Genomic DNA, 16497 nt, shown 5'->3' on the forward strand with positions numbered 1-16497 from the left:
AATTTACCATATTCTCGTAAAAAAATTTAATAAAAGACTTGACTTTTAAATTGGAATGATTATAATTTAAATATAAATTAAATAAAAGGAGAAACGAAAAATGTTAGATAAAAAAGTTGCCGAACTATTAAATGATCAAATAAATAAAGAATTATACTCTGCTTATATCTATTTAGATATGGCAAACTTCTACGCTGATTACGGCTTAGACGGATTTGAAAATTGGTTTTATATTCAAGCTCAGGAAGAAAGAGACCATGCTATGTTAATCAGAAATTACTTAAAAGACAACGGTCATAAAATCACTTCTGAAGCAATCGAAAAACCTGAATATACATACAGCGATATCAAAGACCCTCTTAATGTAACTCTTGAACATGAAAAAATCGTTACAGGTCTTATCAACAATATCTATGCAGCAGCTCATGATGTTAAAGACTACAGAACTATGCACTTCTTAGATTGGTTTGTAAATGAACAAATGGAAGAAGAAAAGAATGCTGAAGACAATATCAGAAAATTTGAATTATTTGCTTCAGACCCTAAGGGTTTATACTTATTAGATCAAGAATTCTTAGGAAGAGCTTATGCAGCTCCTAGTATCGCTGCAGAATAATTATAACCTTACCAACAAATTTATATTAAATATAACCTAACGATAACCTTACGTATTAAACAAAAAAGCACCTTATTAACCTTGGTGTCTTTTTTGTTATCTTATTAAATCCATTTATATTCTCTTTTTAAAATCTCTATGACTTCTTTTTTGGATATGACCTTTCCGTAACATACAACTTTCTTATCCAAGACCAATGCAGGTGTAGACATCACACCATATGAAGCAATCTGTGAAAAATCGGTAATATGCTCTATTTCACTATTCATATTCAATTCTTTTAAAGCTTCTCTAACATTATTTTCAAGTTCATTACATTTTATACACCCTGACCCTAAAACTTTAATAAAAGTACCTTGTTTTTGTTCAGCATTATCCTTTGATATTTCCTCCAATGAAATACTTTTATCGGAACGACAGCATTTACAATCATTTTTCCTTTTAAATATCGACATTTTATTTCCTCCTATATTTTATATAAATAAAAATCCTAACAAATTAAACAAATATCCAATTATAATTATTCCTACAGTTACGATAGTGATAAATATGGCAAGTAACTTAGGCTTTACAGCTTTTTTAAGCATTATCATCGATGGAAGAGATAATGCAGTGACTCCCATCATAAAGGATAATACAGTCCCAAGACCTGCTCCTTTTATAAATAAGCTTTCAGCTATCGGTATTGTTCCAAATATATCGGCATACATAGGGACGCCGACAAAAGCAGCAAGAGGTACAGAGTACCATTTATCGGCACCAAGTATATTTTCTATAAAGGCTTCGGGAATATAGTTATGTATCAATGCTCCGATCGCAACACCCACAAAAATATACGGTGCCACTTTTCTTACAGTTTCAAAAACCTGCTCCTTTGCATAAATAATCCTATCCTTTCTCCTTAATTCCGGAACATCAATATCTATAGCCGATGCATTTTTTATAAAACTTTCCACATACTTTTCCAAACTTAATTTTTCTATCAAACTTCCCCCTGCAACAGCAAGAACTAATCCGACGATTACATAAGCAAATGCTATCTTAACTCCAAAAATACTCGTAAGTAAAACAAGAGAACCTATATCAACAAGAGGAGAAGAAATCAAAAAAGAAAAAGTAACGCCTAGGGGTAAACCGGCACTTGTAAATCCCATAAATAACGGTATTGATGAGCAGGAACAAAAAGGTGTTACAGTTCCGAGAAGTGCAGAAAGAGTATTAGCCCAAAGACCATGAAACCTCCCCAGGATTTTTTTTGTCCTCTCGGGAGGGAAATAGCTTTGTATATATGAAATCATAAAAATCAACACAGATAATAAAATAAAAATTTTTATAGTATCGTATATAAAAAATTTTAGACTTCCCCCAAAACGAGTGGTTAAATCTAATCCAAGTTTTTCTAAAAACTCTCCCAAAAGTATATTTAACCATTTCATTCCTAAAATTTGATCTTGTATAAACATCCCAATATTTTCAATTAAAATCATAAAAACTTCCTTTCATATTCATAAATTTACAAGTATCGATATATTAATCATTTTAAAACCATCCTTTGGATGGTTTTATTACATAACTTAATTTTTATATACTTTCCAACAAATCAATTATATTTTGTACTTCATCTTTATTGATACGATAATGCATCCACTTGCCTTCTTTTCTAAATATAACCAAGCCTGCATCGCATAATATTTTCATATGGTGTGATAAAGTTGATTGACTTATATTCAATTCATCCAATAGTTTGCATGCACATTTCTCATTATTTTTAAGTGAATGAATTATAGTTAATCTATTTTCATCGCTCAGTGCTTTAAATTTTTTAATTTCATCTTGATACATTACAATACCTCATATTCATACTTGTCGATATAATTATATTTCACATATTGATAAATGTCAATATATATAACATCGATTTAATAAAAAAGCACTATACAAAGTTCCTTTATTTTATCTTATTTATAAAATCATCAAGACTTTGCCCGTAATTCATCCTTACTCTATTCAACAATAAAGGGTCGTCTCCGGGATAAACTTTTCCGTAATTGGTCGTGAGTGCACATAATACCCCTGCATTTCTTAAAGCAATTTCACAGCTTTCACTGTAATCTCCGAAGGGATATGCGAAAGCTTCACTATGACCGCATATCTTAAAAGAAGTTTTTAGATCTTTGATTATATCTTCTTCAGTGAGTGCAGTCATAACTCCGCCGTGACCAACTGTTCCCCCTGATCTATGCATATCATGTGAATGTGACTGAAATGTTATATACTTACTTTTATAATCTTTTACTTTTTTCTTACCATTATGAGAAGTTATAATAAATGAAGTTGCAGGGATTTTAAGCTCATTTAAAATAGGAACACCATTATCAAGAAACGACTGAGCGGCATCATCAAATGTTATGACTATGCTCTTTTTTGGTAGTAACAATCTGCCTTCGGTATATTCCTTCACTTCCTTCCATGTCGGGAAATAATAATCATTATCTTTCAAATATTGCATTTCATCCCTTAAATCATTTACTTCTATGAAGTTTCCTCTATTTGCGGAATTCATACTAACGGGGACATTATTTTTATCATAAACATAATGATACATACAAATACTAAGTCCACCGGTTTTATAATCAGTATTTTGAATAACTCTGATTTTCCTTATACGCTTCGTTGTATTTCCTTTTTTATCTGTTAGCAAATAAGTAATATTATATACCCCTACCCTTTTTAAATCAGGGATATTTACTTTTACGTTTTTGACTAAACTATTTCCATCATCATCTTCAGCACCGTAACCCTCTTCTTTATAGTTCTCACCCAGCTTTAATGTTATATCGTCACTGCCCTTAAGACTAAGCTCTGGTATCATTTTATCCAATACCTTTACTTTTCTGACAACACTTTTGTTATGATATCTGTAAGTTATGGTATAAACTCCGGGGACATCGGTATTGACTATGCCATCTTTTTTAATGTCATCACTTACATCTTTATTGTTGTTTAAAGCCTTTGCTCCCTTATCCTTATAAACAGAGTATCTCCCAACGGTGATTTCACTTTCACCTATTATATTAAGCTTTTCTAAATTTGTATAATAAACATTTACGACTCCGGATATTACAACAACCAAAAGTACAATACCTATTATAATTTTAATCCAATTTTGTATACTTAATTTCCCTCTCATAATAATTCTCCGAATATGTAATATATAATGATATTATATCATTTTATAAGTTATTTTGATATCTTAAAAACCATAAGAAAACACCTCACGGTGCTTTCTTTAATTTTATTTATGATATTTTTTATTTAATTATGAAAGATTTATATGTAATTATTTTTATTTTACGATTAAACCAATGATATTGCCAAATCCATATATTTATTTTTTAATTTCAAAATCGTATTTTGTATTTTAAAATATTTTTTATACATGTTTATTATATTAGTATTCATAACATCACAATTATTTCTCAGTTCATCTTGAATTTTTCCTCTTAGTTTTACTCCCTTTTTTTCATAAAAATCTATTAAATATTCAAGTATAAACAGCTGTCCTCTTTTCATTTTAATGTCCTCCTGTTGTTTTTTGTTATTTGTTGTCTAAATTATAGAACAACCATTATGTAGAAATTTGTCGAAAAATAGAACTATAAAGCATATTTTTGTAAAAAATAGTATTTTAATGCTTAATTTACTTTAATTTAATTGAGTAAAATGGTAGAATATTGTCAGATATAGTCGAATAAGAAGATTAAAAGGATTTCTTAAATTAAAAAGGAATGTTCAAATGATTAAGATTAACTACGAAAATTTAGGAAAACAAATAAAAAAATATAGGAAACAAAAGAAATATTCGCAGTCCGATTTAGCAGAGAAAATAGATAAATCGGTACAGCATATAAGTAAGATCGAAAGAGGAATAAGCAAAGCATCGCTTCAAACTCTCGTTGACATAACCAATGCTCTTGATATCAGTATGGATGAACTTTTAAACATGAGTGTTAAAAAGAGTTCGGATAATTTTCTAAATAAGGATTTTATAAATATATTTTCCGATTGTTCACTGAAAGAACGAACTTTTCTAATGGAAAATTTATTATTCTTTAAATCACAGCTGAAAAAAATAAAAAATACAGATAATGAAAATTCAATAAAGCAAATATAAATATGCAACAAAAAAACAGCACATACGCGCTGTTTTTATTTTTATTTCTATCGGGGCACTACGCCGACTGACGTCGATTCCGCGCCCCTTACTTATCCTATTATTCGCTCTTAAGAGTAATCAAATTTATTTCAAAAGGATTAAAAAACCTGAAATTCACAGTGTAGTTTCCAAGCCCGGCACTTACTATCATATTTGTATCATTCAAAGTATATAAACCGTGATAATATCTTGGAAACCAATCCTGATCCGGAGAAAGAAGTCCGCCTTTAAAAGGGATCCTGACTATTCCCCCATGAATATGACCGGTCAAAATCAAATCTACTTTACTTTTTTCATATACTTCAAAATACAACGGATCGTGAGTTAAAAGAACATTGAATTTATCTTTTTCAAAGGTCTCTTTATTTATGGTCTTAGAAAAATTTCGCTCGCTGTATTTAATATTAGAATTTTTTAAATCATTTTGTGTAGAATAATAAATCAAATCTATGTTCAGCCCATACATATTTATATATGAGGAGCCTTTTCTGACCTGAACCTTTTTATTTTTAAGTACATGTACTCCAAGATTTTTAAGAGATGCTATATAATCGTCATATACACTCACATTATTATACTGAACAAGCTGTTCGTGGTTTCCGTCTATATAGTAAACCGGATAATTTTTCGTAAGCTTTCCCGCTAAATTTATAAATACATTTCCTTCATCATCTGTGGAATTCATCATATCACCTGTACAAACTATTACATCAGGGTCTACTTTATCGATTTTCTTGATTAAATTTTTATTATTCTTTCCAAACCTTCTTGAATGTAAATCCGAAAGCTGTAAAATTTTATATCCGTTGAAACTGCTGTCTATCTTGTTAGAAACTATATCTGTCTTATCCACTGTAATCAAAGAGGTATTTTCAAAATATAAATATACAAAAAGCAGTAAAATAGCTACTAAAAAACAAATTTTAAATTTTCTCAATTGAAACCTCCTTATATATAGTTTATCAGTTATTATATCATAATATGTTTTTTTACCCAATGTTATATAAAATTTTTATGAAAGTAAATTTTATGTTATAATATAAGCCATGATTTTAAAAGAACTATCGCTCCAACCACAAGCTAAAGCGGTAGATAAAAAGAATTACAAATTTATTTAAATAATAATCTAATTAATATAATTTTAAACATTAAGGAGAACATATGAAAAAGGAAGATTTAAAAGATATAAAACTTTTCGTACTAGATATGGACGGGACGATTTATTTAAGCAATACTCTGATAGAAGGCTCATTGGATTTTATAAGTCACTTAAGAAAAACAAATAAAGGTATTCTGTTCTTTACAAACAATTCTTCAAGGACGGGAGAAACATATGTAAAAAAGCTTAATGATATGGGATTTGATGTAGAGGACAAAGATGTTATGACTTCGGGAGATGTAACAATCAAATATCTTCAAACAAAATATAAAGGTAAAAAAGTCTATCTTGCAGCCACTCCTAAGGTCTATAAAAGTTTTAAAGAAGCAGGGATTAAACTTGTAGATGAAAATCCGGATATCGTTGTAATGACTTTTGATACCACTCTTACATATGAAAAACTTGATAAAGCCTGTCATTATATCAGAAACGGAGCACTGTTCTTAGCAACACATTTAGACATAAACTGCCCTACCATAGACGGATTTATGCCGGACTGCGGAGCTATGTGTGAACTTATTACAAAATCTACCGAAGTAAAACCCAAATATCTGGGAAAGCCTTTTGAAGAAACAGTAGATATGATAGTGGAAAGCACAGGATACAAAAGAGAAGAAATCGCATTTATAGGAGATAGGATTTATACTGACGTTGCAACGGGAGTAAATAACGGAGCAAAAGGGATTTTAGTTTTAAGCGGGGAAACAAAAGAAGAAGACATATCAAAATTCGATACTGCTCCGGATTTAATATTTGATAAAGCATTCGATATGATACCATATATAAAATAAAAAAGAATGATTAATATCATTCTTTTTTATTTTCTTTCTTTTATCGTTACATGAATAATATCTCCTGCTTGCTTACCTATTTTTGCTCTGATATCTTTTCTTATACCAATTATATGGCATGAAGTTTTCATTCTTACAAGACTTCCGTCATAAGGAAAATCGTCAAATGTAGCATGAACTTTCACTCTGCCTTTATTAAATTCCTCTTTAACATCATAAGGGAATTCAATATACGCACCGTCAATACCTTCAACTTTTTTTATTACAGCATTAAATTCATATGTTTTTTCTTTCATAATCCTATTATTTTCTTAAATTTGATTTATATTCTTATTATATTCCTCTACAAATATTTTCGCATTTACACTATCGGATATATAATCTCTTGATATACCATTATAGTTCTGACTGGTCTCGGAGCCTTTCCCCAAAATAGATATTATCGTTTCTTCATTTTTATAGGAATTTACTGCTTCCTTTATGGCTTCTGTCCTATTTTCTATTACTCTGATCTTTTTATACTTAGGAATAAAACTCATGATTTCAGAACATATATTATCAAAACTTTCATAAAAGGGATCATCCGAAGTAAGGATTATCTCGTCACAGTTTTTATAACAAAGAGTCCCGATCTCTTTTCTTCTGTTCAAAGCCTTTCCTCCCGGAGCCCCTATTATACAGATATGCTTTTTACCTTTAAATTCATCTTTAACAAATTCAAAATACCTTTTAAGGCTGAGTTCATTATGAGCATAATCAACTATCAAAGTTTTCTTCCCGTCTTTGGTTTTATATATCTCTCCTCTGCCTTTTACGGCAGAACCTAAAATACCTTTAAAAATATATTTATAATCGATACATAATATTTCACAAACTATAATAGCAGCTATAGCATTCTCCACATTATATAAACCGCTCATCAAGAGATTATAATTTTTAAGTTCACCATTATGAACCAAATCAAATGAAGTAAATCTATTTTTTCTTTTTATATTCATCGCCTTATAATCAGCTTTATCATCAATGGAAAATGTAAAAATTTTATCCTTTTCTTTATTATTTAATACTTCGTTTATTTCATCATACCTTAATAAGTCTTTGTTGATCACTATATATTCGCTATTTTCAAGAAGTTTTATCTTTGAAGAAAAGTAATCATCAAAATCCTTATGTTCTACATCTGAAATATGATCGTATCCAATATTCAAAAATACTCCCACATTAAAATTTGCACCATATACCCTGCTGTACTTATACGCTATTGAAGAAATTTCACATACAAAATATTCAAGCTCATTATTAACAGCATTATTTAATAACTTATAAAATTCCAGGCTCTCAGGAGTGGTAAGTAAGGATTCACTAAGTTCACTTCCGTCATAAGTATCGATAGTGGAAATTATACCCGAAGACATTTTACCTTTACTTTTTAAATATAAATCAAGTATATTTTTAATAAAAAAAGAAGTAGTACTTTTCCCTTTTGTTCCGGTTACCCCGATAAGCTTAAGCTTTTCTGTTTTGTCTGAGTAGAACAATTTAGATATGAGTGCAAAAGATTTTCGTACGTCTTTTACTATAATATAAGGTATATTATAGTTATATATTTTTTCACTTATATAAAGACCGCAACCTCTGCTTATGGCATCTGTTAAGTACTCTTCTTTAAAGTTCAGACCTTTACATACAAATACATCTTTATCTTTTACCGCTTTTGAATTATAAGTAACATCACTTATGATATCACTTTGATTTAAAACCTTTATTTCAACTATCTAATTTTCTCTGTTTAGGATATTAATAATATCCTTTACTTTTATATTCATAACAATTCCCTCTTAAAAAATATGTAAAAATACGTTATAAATATTATACACTAAAAAATATATTCATAGTAGCATTTAATTTTATATTAAAAATATATTCATAGCTTTTTAAGATTTATATTGATTTTGAAGCGTTTAAAAACATTTCATGGAAGTTCGGAGCATGTTTCTTTAAATTTATTATCTTTCCATTATGTAAAAAACAATGTTTGCTGTATCCGATATTTACGATTTCACCGCTTTCTTTATTTGTGATGATATACTTAAGCTCCAGCCTTATACCGTTATATTTTACTATATCTACATGAATTATCACTGTATCATCGAAATAGACCATATTCTTATATTCACTTCTGACTTCAAGTACGGGAGATATGATTTGAGCCTCTTCCATTTTCTTATAGCTTATTCCAAGTATATCCATAAAATTGATCCTTGCGTCTTCATACCACTTTATATAGTTTGAATGGTGTATTATACCCATTTTATCTGTTTCGTGATATCTTGCTTTATGTTCATAATCTTTCATTATATCCTCCTTATATTTCAAATCATTTTTTATATTAACTAAATTGGTACACTTATTATAACTTTAATTATTTGAAATTGAAAGTAAACGAGTTCTAAATATATTTAAATAATATAGAACATTAAGATGTTTAAAAATAATAGATCAATAATACTTACCGCCATTATGATTATCATTTATAACAATATAAACATCACAGAAATGATAATGACTACTTCCAAAACAGGTATATCATTAGCATTATAAAAATAATTAATATCAAATAACTTTACTTTAAAACTTTTATAATATAATGATAATAAAATATTACAAATAAAATTATTGACAATGTAAATTTTAGATAATAAAATTCAACTATATTTATAAAAACAGATAAAAGAAACTATTATATATACACAAACATTTATATAAATAAGTCAAATAAAAAAAACATTAAAGTAATTAAGGAAATAAATGAAAAATTATAAAAGAGACTACGCCCTATTATCATTATGCGGATTAAACTGCGGATTATGTACCATGCATATTGACGGATACTGCCCCGGATGCGGAGGCGGAGACGGTCATCAATCATGCAAAATAGTGAAATGTGCTATTACAACAAGTTCACCGGAATTCTGCAGCTTATGCAGTGAATATCCATGTAAAAATTACGAACACATAACAGATTTCGATTCATTTATAACACACCAAAATATGTTTGCTAATCTAAAAAAGTTAAATAATATAGGAATAGAACAATATAAAAAAGAATTAGAAGAAAAAATCAAAATACTAAATCTCTTATTAAATAAATATAACGATGGAAGGAAAAAATCATTTTACTGCCTCGCGGTAAATTTACTTGAACTAAATGATATAAATGAAGTTATTTCGAAATTAAATGAAAAAACTAGAAACGAAACTGATTTAAAGAAAAAAGCAAAAATTGCACAAGAATTATTTAATTCAGCGGCAAAAAATAAAAATATCACTTTAAAACTGAATAAGAAAAGGAAATGATTTTCAATATCATAAATCACATAATAAATATAAATATTAGAAAATAAAGACAACCTTAAATCAATCATCTCGGCTTTATAAACAAATTTTTTCTTTTTTTTAATAAAATAAAAAAAATACTTGCATTTGCCCCTTTTTCGTGTATAATAAAAAAGGACTGTTCACAAGGCCCCTTGGTCAAGCGGTTAAGACGTCGCCCTTTCACGGCGAAAACAGGAGTTCGATTCTCCTAGGGGTCACCAAAGTCTTTTTATTATGGCTCGGTAGTTCAGCTGGTTAGAATGCTAGCCTGTCACGCTAGAGGTCGAGGGTTCGAGTCCCTTCCGAGTCGCCATTTTTAATTTAATATGGGGGAGTGCCCGAGTGGCTAAAGGGGGCGGACTGTAAATCCGTTGGCTCAGCCTACAATGGTTCGAATCCATTCTCCCCCACCATCCTTTCGATTTTAACATCTTTCATTTGAAAGATGTTTTTTTATTATCGAATTTACATGATATAATATAAATATAAATAATATATACAATTGCTTATATTATTTATATAAACAAAAATAATCACAAAACAATCAACCATAATATATTTTTATATATACGTAGTATATAATTTATATATTAAGAAAAACAAAATTATTGATTTACCTCTTTAATTAATATATAATTGTGAAATATTTGTTTAAATAGAATATTTTTCATTAATATTTTTTCATTAAAGGGGTGTATAAGAATGACAACAACACAAATTATCTCAGTAATTATATTTCTTATCACAATGACTGCAATAATGACAGAAAGAGTACATCGTACCGTAGCAACCATTGCAGGAGCAATCCTCCTGATAGTAACTCATATTTTAACAATAGAAAAAAGTATATCATATGTAGATATGAACACTATAGGTGTGCTTGTCGGCATGATGTTATTCGTAGCAGTAGTAAAGAACTCGGGTATCTTTGAATACATAGCCATAAAATCCGCAAAGATAGCAAAAGGAAAACCGGTCAATATTATGATAATATTCATAATAATTACAGCAGTCCTTTCCGCATTCCTCGATAACGTAACCACTGTACTTCTTGTCGGACCTATGACAATAGCAATAACAAGGATTTTGGATATAAGTCCGGTACCATTTTTGATAACTCAAATCATGGCCTCCAATATCGGCGGTACCGCTACACTGGTAGGTGACCCTCCCAATATTATGATAGGAAGTGCCGCAAACCTAAGTTTTACGGATTTTATTTTAAACACAGGTGTACCTGCAGTTATAGCTCTTATTGCCGCAATAATTTATTTCTTGATTTTATACAAAAAACATATGCAGGTAAAAGAGAGTGCCATAGAAAATATAATGAAAATGGACGAAAACAAAGCCATAAAAGATAAATCTTTGATGATAAAAAGTATTATAATGATAATACTCGTTGTAGTAGCCTTTGTATTCCATTCTCAGCTCGGTATGGAATCATGCACAATTGCATTAACCGCAGCAATAATAATGCTTCTATTCGGCGGTCAGGACGCAGAAGAAGTTATTATAAGCGTCGAATGGTCTACGATACTATTTTTTATCGGATTATTCATCGTAGTCGGGGGATTGGAAGAAACGGGAATCATAGAAAAACTTGCAAATATGCTAATAAGTGCTACAAACGGAAACATGGTCCTAACTATGATAATAATACTTTGGGCGTCTGCAATAATATCTTCATTCCTAGATAATATCCCATTTGTTGCAACATTAATCCCATTAATAATCACTATGCAGCAAGCAGGCGGGATAGATGTAATGCCACTATGGTGGGCACTTTCTCTCGGAGCATGTCTCGGAGGTAACGGAACTCTTATAGGTGCTTCTGCTAATGTGGTCCTTTCCAGTATAAGTAATAAAAACGGATACCCGATAACTTTTAAGGATTATTTTAAAGTGGGATTTCCGATGATGATAGTTTCAATAATAATATGTACCGGATATCTACTATTAAGATTTGCATAAATTTAAAAGGAGAATAAAATATGAACAGAAATTCAGTAAGCGGCGATATAATAGATTTAAACCTAAGGCAGCTAGGTGGAAAAGTAAGCCAGTTCAACAGTCAAATGCACCTTGTGGAGTTTGATATAAGCGAAGACTGCGTAGTATCCTATATATTCACAATAACAAACCAAGATAAATTTTATCTTCAAAGGATAAAACCATATCCACTAAGTGAAGAAAAATATTCAAACGTTCAGCAGATAGTTGAATTTATAAAAAAAGATATTGATAAATTCAAAAATGCAACGAACAGTAAAAACTTTAATAAGTTTATAGAAATAGCACAAAGCAGTATATATATAGCACAGTATATGGAAGATTTATTCTTAAATTACAATGTAGACAGAGAAATGATGGACAACATTGAAATCGGAATTAAAGAAATCATGGAAGTAATTAAAATGCATAACTGCAAAGATGCATATAAACCAATAAAAATCGAAGAAGAAAAATAAAAGACATCAATTTGATGTCTTTTTTAATACAGTGGTATACCACATACAAATATTCTAATCAATGTAAAGACCAATAAATGAGCCGGATAAAACCAGTAGAAAACATATTTTAAATTTACCTTTCCCCTGCTTCCGTTATAAAAATGTATAGGTATCAAAGACAGAACAGCAGAATATAAAAACACTTTGGATTCATATATACAAAGTACAGATAAGATAAGCATCATAAGAATTTTATTCTTGTCACCTCTGAGAAGATAAAATGTTGCAATAAAGAGTATACCTATAAAATCATAGTCGGTCTTAAATAAATATGCAAAAGCACAGCTTAATGCAACTATAACTCCCTGCATTAAATAATCCTTTTCAAATTTTCTAAGAAATATAAGCATTATAATTCCTATGAAGAATGTAAATAATACATTCAAATAAGAAAAATCAAAATATGTATTAAATAGAGCCATAGAAAAAGGTATTTGAGAAATAAAGGCAAACAAACCAACCCTAAGCAAATACTTTTTAACATTTTTAGTATGTAAGAAACCTTCTACGATCAAAAAACAAAATATGGGAAAGGAAATCCTTCCGATCATTCTGGTCATAAATGTTATGGTATTCATTAGATTTCCCCATGAAGTAGCCATAATTGCATTATTAACTGCTTCATTTTGATACTGCATAACTCCGGTTTCTAAAATAACCCCTCCGATATGGTCGATTATCATTGTTATCATTGCAATTAATTTAAGCATATTACCGCTTAAACTTATTGTATTTGCTCTTTTTTGTTTCATTATAATGTACCTGTTGACTTATATAGTTATAATATAATCAAATTTCAACTTTTAGCATAGGTAAAGCAAGCAATATTTCCTCATCAGAACCTTTTTTTGCATCAAAGAGATATTCTTTTCTATCTATAAAGGGTGCCAAATGAGTGATCATCAGCTTTTTAACCTTCATTTCCTTAGCCGTTTTGGCTGCCTCATAAGAGCTCATATGTGTGTTCCTATTTAATTTTTGACTGCTTAAAAACGCACCGTCCAGAAGTGCAAAATCCACACCTTTTATAAATGTTTTTAAATTATCATTAACTATACTGTCCCCGCTGTAAACAAAAATTTTATTATCATATTCAATCTTCGTCATAAAGGTATCTACGGGATGTTGGGTACTTAAAAATGATATTTTAATATCATCCAATTCCACTTCCGTATCATCTTCCAACACTTTAACATCAAAACATTCTTCATCTTTAAACCTATCAAATTCACTGCTTGGACTATTTGGAGCATAAAGAGGTATTTTTTTATCTATAAGTTTTAAATAATACCTGAGGACAAACAAATCATTTATATGGTCCGAATGAAGATGAGAAAGGATTATCATATCTATATCCTCAATCCTGCATACTTTTTGAAGATTGACAAGAGAACCCGAGCCTATATCCATCAATATTTTTTTATTATTTACTTCCATCAAATACGAACTTGTAGGACCGTCATTTCCTGAAACAGGTCCGTAGCAACCTAAAATATGTAATTTCATCAACTTTCTCCTTATTAATAATTATTTGGAAAATATTCTTTACCCAATTGCCATAAATATCTGTCTATATCCTTTAAATCAAACTTTTCTAATTTATAAAAACTTTTAAATTCATAAAGAACTTCAGTAAATTTTTTATAATCTTTTAATTCGTATTTTTTAAATTCACAAAAACAATCTAAATCTCTAAAATATCCTAGTATTTTATCTACATAGCTATCATAAATAGGAAAATCCTTATTATTATGATGTGAACAATATTTTGTTGCAAAAGAATAAAATCTTTTTTTCTTTCCATTTATTGTCACATTTGCAATATCCTCTATTAAAGATAAATCTCCATTACTTAACCTGCTATCAATATTTAAATATAAAATGTGTTTTGCAACCGAATATATAGAAAATATATTTGTACTATAAAAATCATTAAGCGTACTGCATTTCAAAAGTATATCTTCTATATTTTTATTTTGGGGAATTAATTCCCCAAATAGTTTATTGAGACTATTTTCCTGTAAAACATAATTTTCTTTTAAATCCCATTTCTTTATATATTTAACTACTTCTTCCTCAGTTGGTTTAGGTATCATTACAGTTAAATCCTTATATTAATATTCTATAAAATATATAAACAATAATTTATTTATTAACTAAATATATTCTAACATAAATAAAATTAATTTCAAATTTTATGTTAGTTAACAAATAAAGACAAAAAATTTTACATTATCTTGCTATTATTTACTAAAAACAGTGAAAAGAGAAAAGAGGAAGAAAGCGAAAATGGGAAAGACTTTAGTAGTTACATCGGGTAAAGGCGGCGTCGGAAAGACAACCTCTACCGCTAATATAGGAGTGGCACTCAGCAAATTAGGGAAAAAGACAGTTGTTATCGATGCTGATATAGGACTTAGAAATTTAGATGTAGTATTAGGGCTTGAGAACAGGATCGTTTATACGATAGTTGATATTGTTGAAAAAAGATGCAGATTAAAGCAAGCTTTGATAAGAGACAAGCGATACGACGGTTTATATCTGCTCCCGGCCTCGCAGACAAAAGATAAAAGTGCGGTGCGTCCATCACAGATAAAGAAAGTTTGCAGAGAACTGGAAAATACTTTTGATTACATAATAGTCGACTCTCCTGCGGGGATAGAACAGGGTTTTCAAAATGCCATTGCGGGAGCAGAAGAAGCAATAGTCGTTACTACTCCCGAAGTTTCAGCGGTAAGAGATGCGGACAGGATAATATCTTTACTCGACGTAAATGAAATAGAAAATACGAAACTTATTATAAACAGGGCCAAGGAAGACATGATGAAAAAAGGTCAGATGATGGATACCAACGATATATTGGATATTTTGGGTATTGAGCTTATAGGTATAGTTCCCGATGAAAAAGAAATCGTTATATCTTCTAACAGAGGTGAACCGGTAGCAGGAAAAAATGACCTTATAACCGGACAGGCTTATATGGATATAGCAAGAAGGATAACGGGAGAAGAGATACCTATAACGGAAATAGTAAAGAAAGAAAATCTTGTCAGAAGACTCGTTCACAGTCTTGGATTTTAGGAGGAGATATGTTTGATTTTTTAAAAGATAAAACAGATGAAAGCAAAAGCAAAGATGTCGCAAAAGAAAGGCTTCAAAACATACTGATGAAAGAAAGGACCAATATTTCAAACGATAAACTCGAGATGGTAAAAAAAGATGTCTTATCGGTGGTAAACGAATATTTTGAAGTAAATGAAATGAGAAGCAAAACTTATCTTACAAAGATGAAAATCGGGAAAGAGAAAAAAGAAGAAAACGTCTTGGTTTCGCTTATGGTAATAAAAGAATGATAAAAAGTCCTATAAACTAAATTATAGGACTTTTTTAATGTTTAAATATAAATAAACGGTTTAAACTAATTATAATATATTTCTTTTAATTTATAAGTATATATTCTTTCAACATTTTTTGAACATACCGCACTAAATTTACACTTATTACCGGAAATAAAATTGGTTATTACATCTATTGCCGAGTCGATATAATTGCCGTTTTCATCAAAACAATCGAAAGTAATTTGAACATAACCGAAATTTTGATTACTTTTATTATATAGATCCCCTTTTATATAAAAGCAGTTATTGTCTTGATTTTTATATGAAGTTGTCTTTTCAAAAATTTCAATATCTGAGTTTTTATATTCTTTACAAATCACCGATGTTTACCCCGTACATATTTTTAATAATCATTATACACCACATAAGTTGTATAGTCAATTATTAAAACCTACCTTGATTATAATAATTTTTAATGGAGGGGTG

At 29.5% G+C, this 16497-nt stretch carries 21 protein-coding genes and 3 tRNA genes; 11 read left to right on the plus strand and 13 right to left on the minus strand.

From position 1 onward, the window contains the following. Positions 1–100: 100 nt before the first annotated feature. Positions 101–616 (plus strand): ferritin, encoded by a 516-nt coding sequence (locus ANASTE_RS04945; RefSeq protein WP_007049873.1) that lies wholly within the window; start codon positions 101–103, stop codon positions 614–616. Between the two features lie 104 nt (positions 617–720). Here the strand turns inward: ANASTE_RS04945 and ANASTE_RS04950 are convergent, their stop codons facing one another. The 5 genes from ANASTE_RS04950 to ANASTE_RS04970 form a co-directional block, all read right to left on the minus strand. Continuing rightward, positions 721–1071: a thioredoxin family protein gene (locus tag ANASTE_RS04950; protein WP_007049874.1), complete on the minus strand. Its 351-nt coding sequence runs from the start codon at positions 1069–1071 to the stop codon at positions 721–723. Between the two features lie 18 nt (positions 1072–1089). Beyond that, entirely contained in the window at positions 1090–2103 is a 1014-nt protein-coding gene (locus ANASTE_RS04955) for a permease (protein WP_007049875.1), read from the minus strand. A 94-nt stretch (positions 2104–2197) separates the two neighbouring features. Continuing rightward, positions 2198–2458, minus strand: coding sequence for an ArsR/SmtB family transcription factor (locus tag ANASTE_RS04960; protein ID WP_007049876.1), 261 nt, complete (start codon positions 2456–2458; stop codon positions 2198–2200). A gap of 106 nt (positions 2459–2564) precedes the next feature. Next, the gene (locus ANASTE_RS04965; protein ID WP_007049877.1) at positions 2565–3806 is read right to left on the minus strand and encodes an immunoglobulin-like domain-containing protein; all 1242 of its coding nucleotides are present in this window, start codon (positions 3804–3806) and stop codon (positions 2565–2567) included. Positions 3807–3973: 167 nt separating this feature from the next. Then, positions 3974–4189 (minus strand): hypothetical protein, encoded by a 216-nt coding sequence (locus ANASTE_RS04970; RefSeq protein ID WP_007049878.1) that lies wholly within the window; start codon positions 4187–4189, stop codon positions 3974–3976. A 223-nt stretch (positions 4190–4412) separates the two neighbouring features. Here ANASTE_RS04970 and ANASTE_RS04975 point away from each other — a divergent pair, with 223 nt between their 5' ends. Then, the gene (locus ANASTE_RS04975; protein WP_007049879.1) at positions 4413–4790 is read left to right on the plus strand and encodes a helix-turn-helix domain-containing protein; all 378 of its coding nucleotides are present in this window, start codon (positions 4413–4415) and stop codon (positions 4788–4790) included. 100 nt (positions 4791–4890) lie between these two features. Here ANASTE_RS04975 and ANASTE_RS04980 read toward each other — a convergent pair whose 3' ends face one another. Next, positions 4891–5769 carry a metallophosphoesterase gene (locus tag ANASTE_RS04980; protein WP_052294594.1) on the minus strand — a complete coding sequence of 293 codons (879 nt, stop codon included), beginning with the start codon at positions 5767–5769 and terminating at the stop codon, positions 4891–4893. A gap of 224 nt (positions 5770–5993) precedes the next feature. Between ANASTE_RS04980 and ANASTE_RS04985 the strand changes: the two genes are divergently transcribed. Next, positions 5994–6782: an HAD-IIA family hydrolase gene (locus ANASTE_RS04985; RefSeq protein WP_007049881.1), complete on the plus strand. Its 789-nt coding sequence runs from the start codon at positions 5994–5996 to the stop codon at positions 6780–6782. Positions 6783–6808: 26 nt separating this feature from the next. Here ANASTE_RS04985 and ANASTE_RS04990 read toward each other — a convergent pair whose 3' ends face one another. From ANASTE_RS04990 to ANASTE_RS05000, 3 genes are all read right to left on the minus strand, one after another. Then, a complete protein-coding gene (locus ANASTE_RS04990) occupies positions 6809–7078 on the minus strand; it encodes a DUF1905 domain-containing protein (protein ID WP_007049882.1) in 270 nt (89 codons plus the stop codon). 15 nt (positions 7079–7093) lie between these two features. Then, a complete protein-coding gene (locus ANASTE_RS04995; protein ID WP_083781753.1) occupies positions 7094–8557 on the minus strand; it encodes a UDP-N-acetylmuramyl-tripeptide synthetase in 1464 nt (487 codons plus the stop codon). 166 nt (positions 8558–8723) lie between these two features. After that, positions 8724–9137, minus strand: a complete 414-nt coding sequence (locus ANASTE_RS05000) for an acyl-CoA thioesterase (RefSeq protein WP_007049884.1) — start codon at positions 9135–9137, stop codon at positions 8724–8726. 453 nt (positions 9138–9590) lie between these two features. Here ANASTE_RS05000 and ANASTE_RS05005 point away from each other — a divergent pair, with 453 nt between their 5' ends. The 6 genes from ANASTE_RS05005 to ANASTE_RS05030 all read left to right on the plus strand — a co-directional run bounded on the left by ANASTE_RS05005 (position 9591) and on the right by ANASTE_RS05030 (position 12631). Continuing rightward, positions 9591–10139, plus strand: coding sequence for a DUF3795 domain-containing protein (locus tag ANASTE_RS05005; protein ID WP_039945154.1), 549 nt, complete (start codon positions 9591–9593; stop codon positions 10137–10139). 167 nt (positions 10140–10306) lie between these two features. Continuing rightward, positions 10307–10381, plus strand: a tRNA-Glu gene (locus tag ANASTE_RS05010). Between the two features lie 15 nt (positions 10382–10396). Further along, a tRNA-Asp gene (locus ANASTE_RS05015) sits at positions 10397–10473 on the plus strand. A gap of 15 nt (positions 10474–10488) precedes the next feature. Next, positions 10489–10573 (plus strand) — tRNA-Tyr (locus ANASTE_RS05020). Positions 10574–10862: 289 nt separating this feature from the next. After that, positions 10863–12134, plus strand: coding sequence for an ArsB/NhaD family transporter (locus ANASTE_RS05025; RefSeq protein ID WP_007049886.1), 1272 nt, complete (start codon positions 10863–10865; stop codon positions 12132–12134). A gap of 20 nt (positions 12135–12154) precedes the next feature. Next, positions 12155–12631 carry a hypothetical protein gene (locus tag ANASTE_RS05030; RefSeq protein WP_007049887.1) on the plus strand — a complete coding sequence of 159 codons (477 nt, stop codon included), beginning with the start codon at positions 12155–12157 and terminating at the stop codon, positions 12629–12631. A gap of 23 nt (positions 12632–12654) precedes the next feature. On the opposite strand, the gene ANASTE_RS05035 is transcribed toward ANASTE_RS05030, so the two are convergent. Genes ANASTE_RS05035 through ANASTE_RS12225 form a run of 3 tightly spaced genes read right to left on the minus strand, consistent with a single transcriptional unit; the run spans position 12655 to position 14769 of the window. Then, positions 12655–13425: a TraX family protein gene (locus ANASTE_RS05035; protein ID WP_007049888.1), complete on the minus strand. Its 771-nt coding sequence runs from the start codon at positions 13423–13425 to the stop codon at positions 12655–12657. A 37-nt stretch (positions 13426–13462) separates the two neighbouring features. Further along, complete coding sequence (locus ANASTE_RS05040; RefSeq protein WP_007049889.1) at positions 13463–14179, minus strand: MBL fold metallo-hydrolase; 717 nt, start codon at positions 14177–14179, stop codon at positions 13463–13465. Between the two features lie 14 nt (positions 14180–14193). Continuing rightward, the gene (locus tag ANASTE_RS12225; RefSeq protein WP_007049890.1) at positions 14194–14769 is read right to left on the minus strand and encodes a hypothetical protein; all 576 of its coding nucleotides are present in this window, start codon (positions 14767–14769) and stop codon (positions 14194–14196) included. A gap of 193 nt (positions 14770–14962) precedes the next feature. On the opposite strand from ANASTE_RS12225, the gene minD reads away from it, so the two are divergent. Both minD and ANASTE_RS05055 read left to right on the plus strand, forming a co-directional pair. Beyond that, the gene (gene minD / locus ANASTE_RS05050; protein WP_039945156.1) at positions 14963–15754 is read left to right on the plus strand and encodes a septum site-determining protein MinD; all 792 of its coding nucleotides are present in this window, start codon (positions 14963–14965) and stop codon (positions 15752–15754) included. 8 nt (positions 15755–15762) lie between these two features. After that, positions 15763–16026 carry a cell division topological specificity factor MinE gene (locus ANASTE_RS05055; protein WP_007049892.1) on the plus strand — a complete coding sequence of 88 codons (264 nt, stop codon included), beginning with the start codon at positions 15763–15765 and terminating at the stop codon, positions 16024–16026. Between the two features lie 65 nt (positions 16027–16091). On the opposite strand, the gene ANASTE_RS05060 is transcribed toward ANASTE_RS05055, so the two are convergent. Next, on the minus strand, positions 16092–16391 hold the full coding sequence (locus ANASTE_RS05060; RefSeq protein ID WP_007049893.1) for an FxLYD domain-containing protein: 300 nt from the start codon (positions 16389–16391) through the stop codon (positions 16092–16094). Positions 16392–16497: the final 106 nt, after the last annotated feature.

The organism is Anaerofustis stercorihominis DSM 17244, assembly GCF_000154825.1.
Lineage (GTDB): Bacteria > Bacillota > Clostridia > Eubacteriales > Anaerofustaceae > Anaerofustis > Anaerofustis stercorihominis.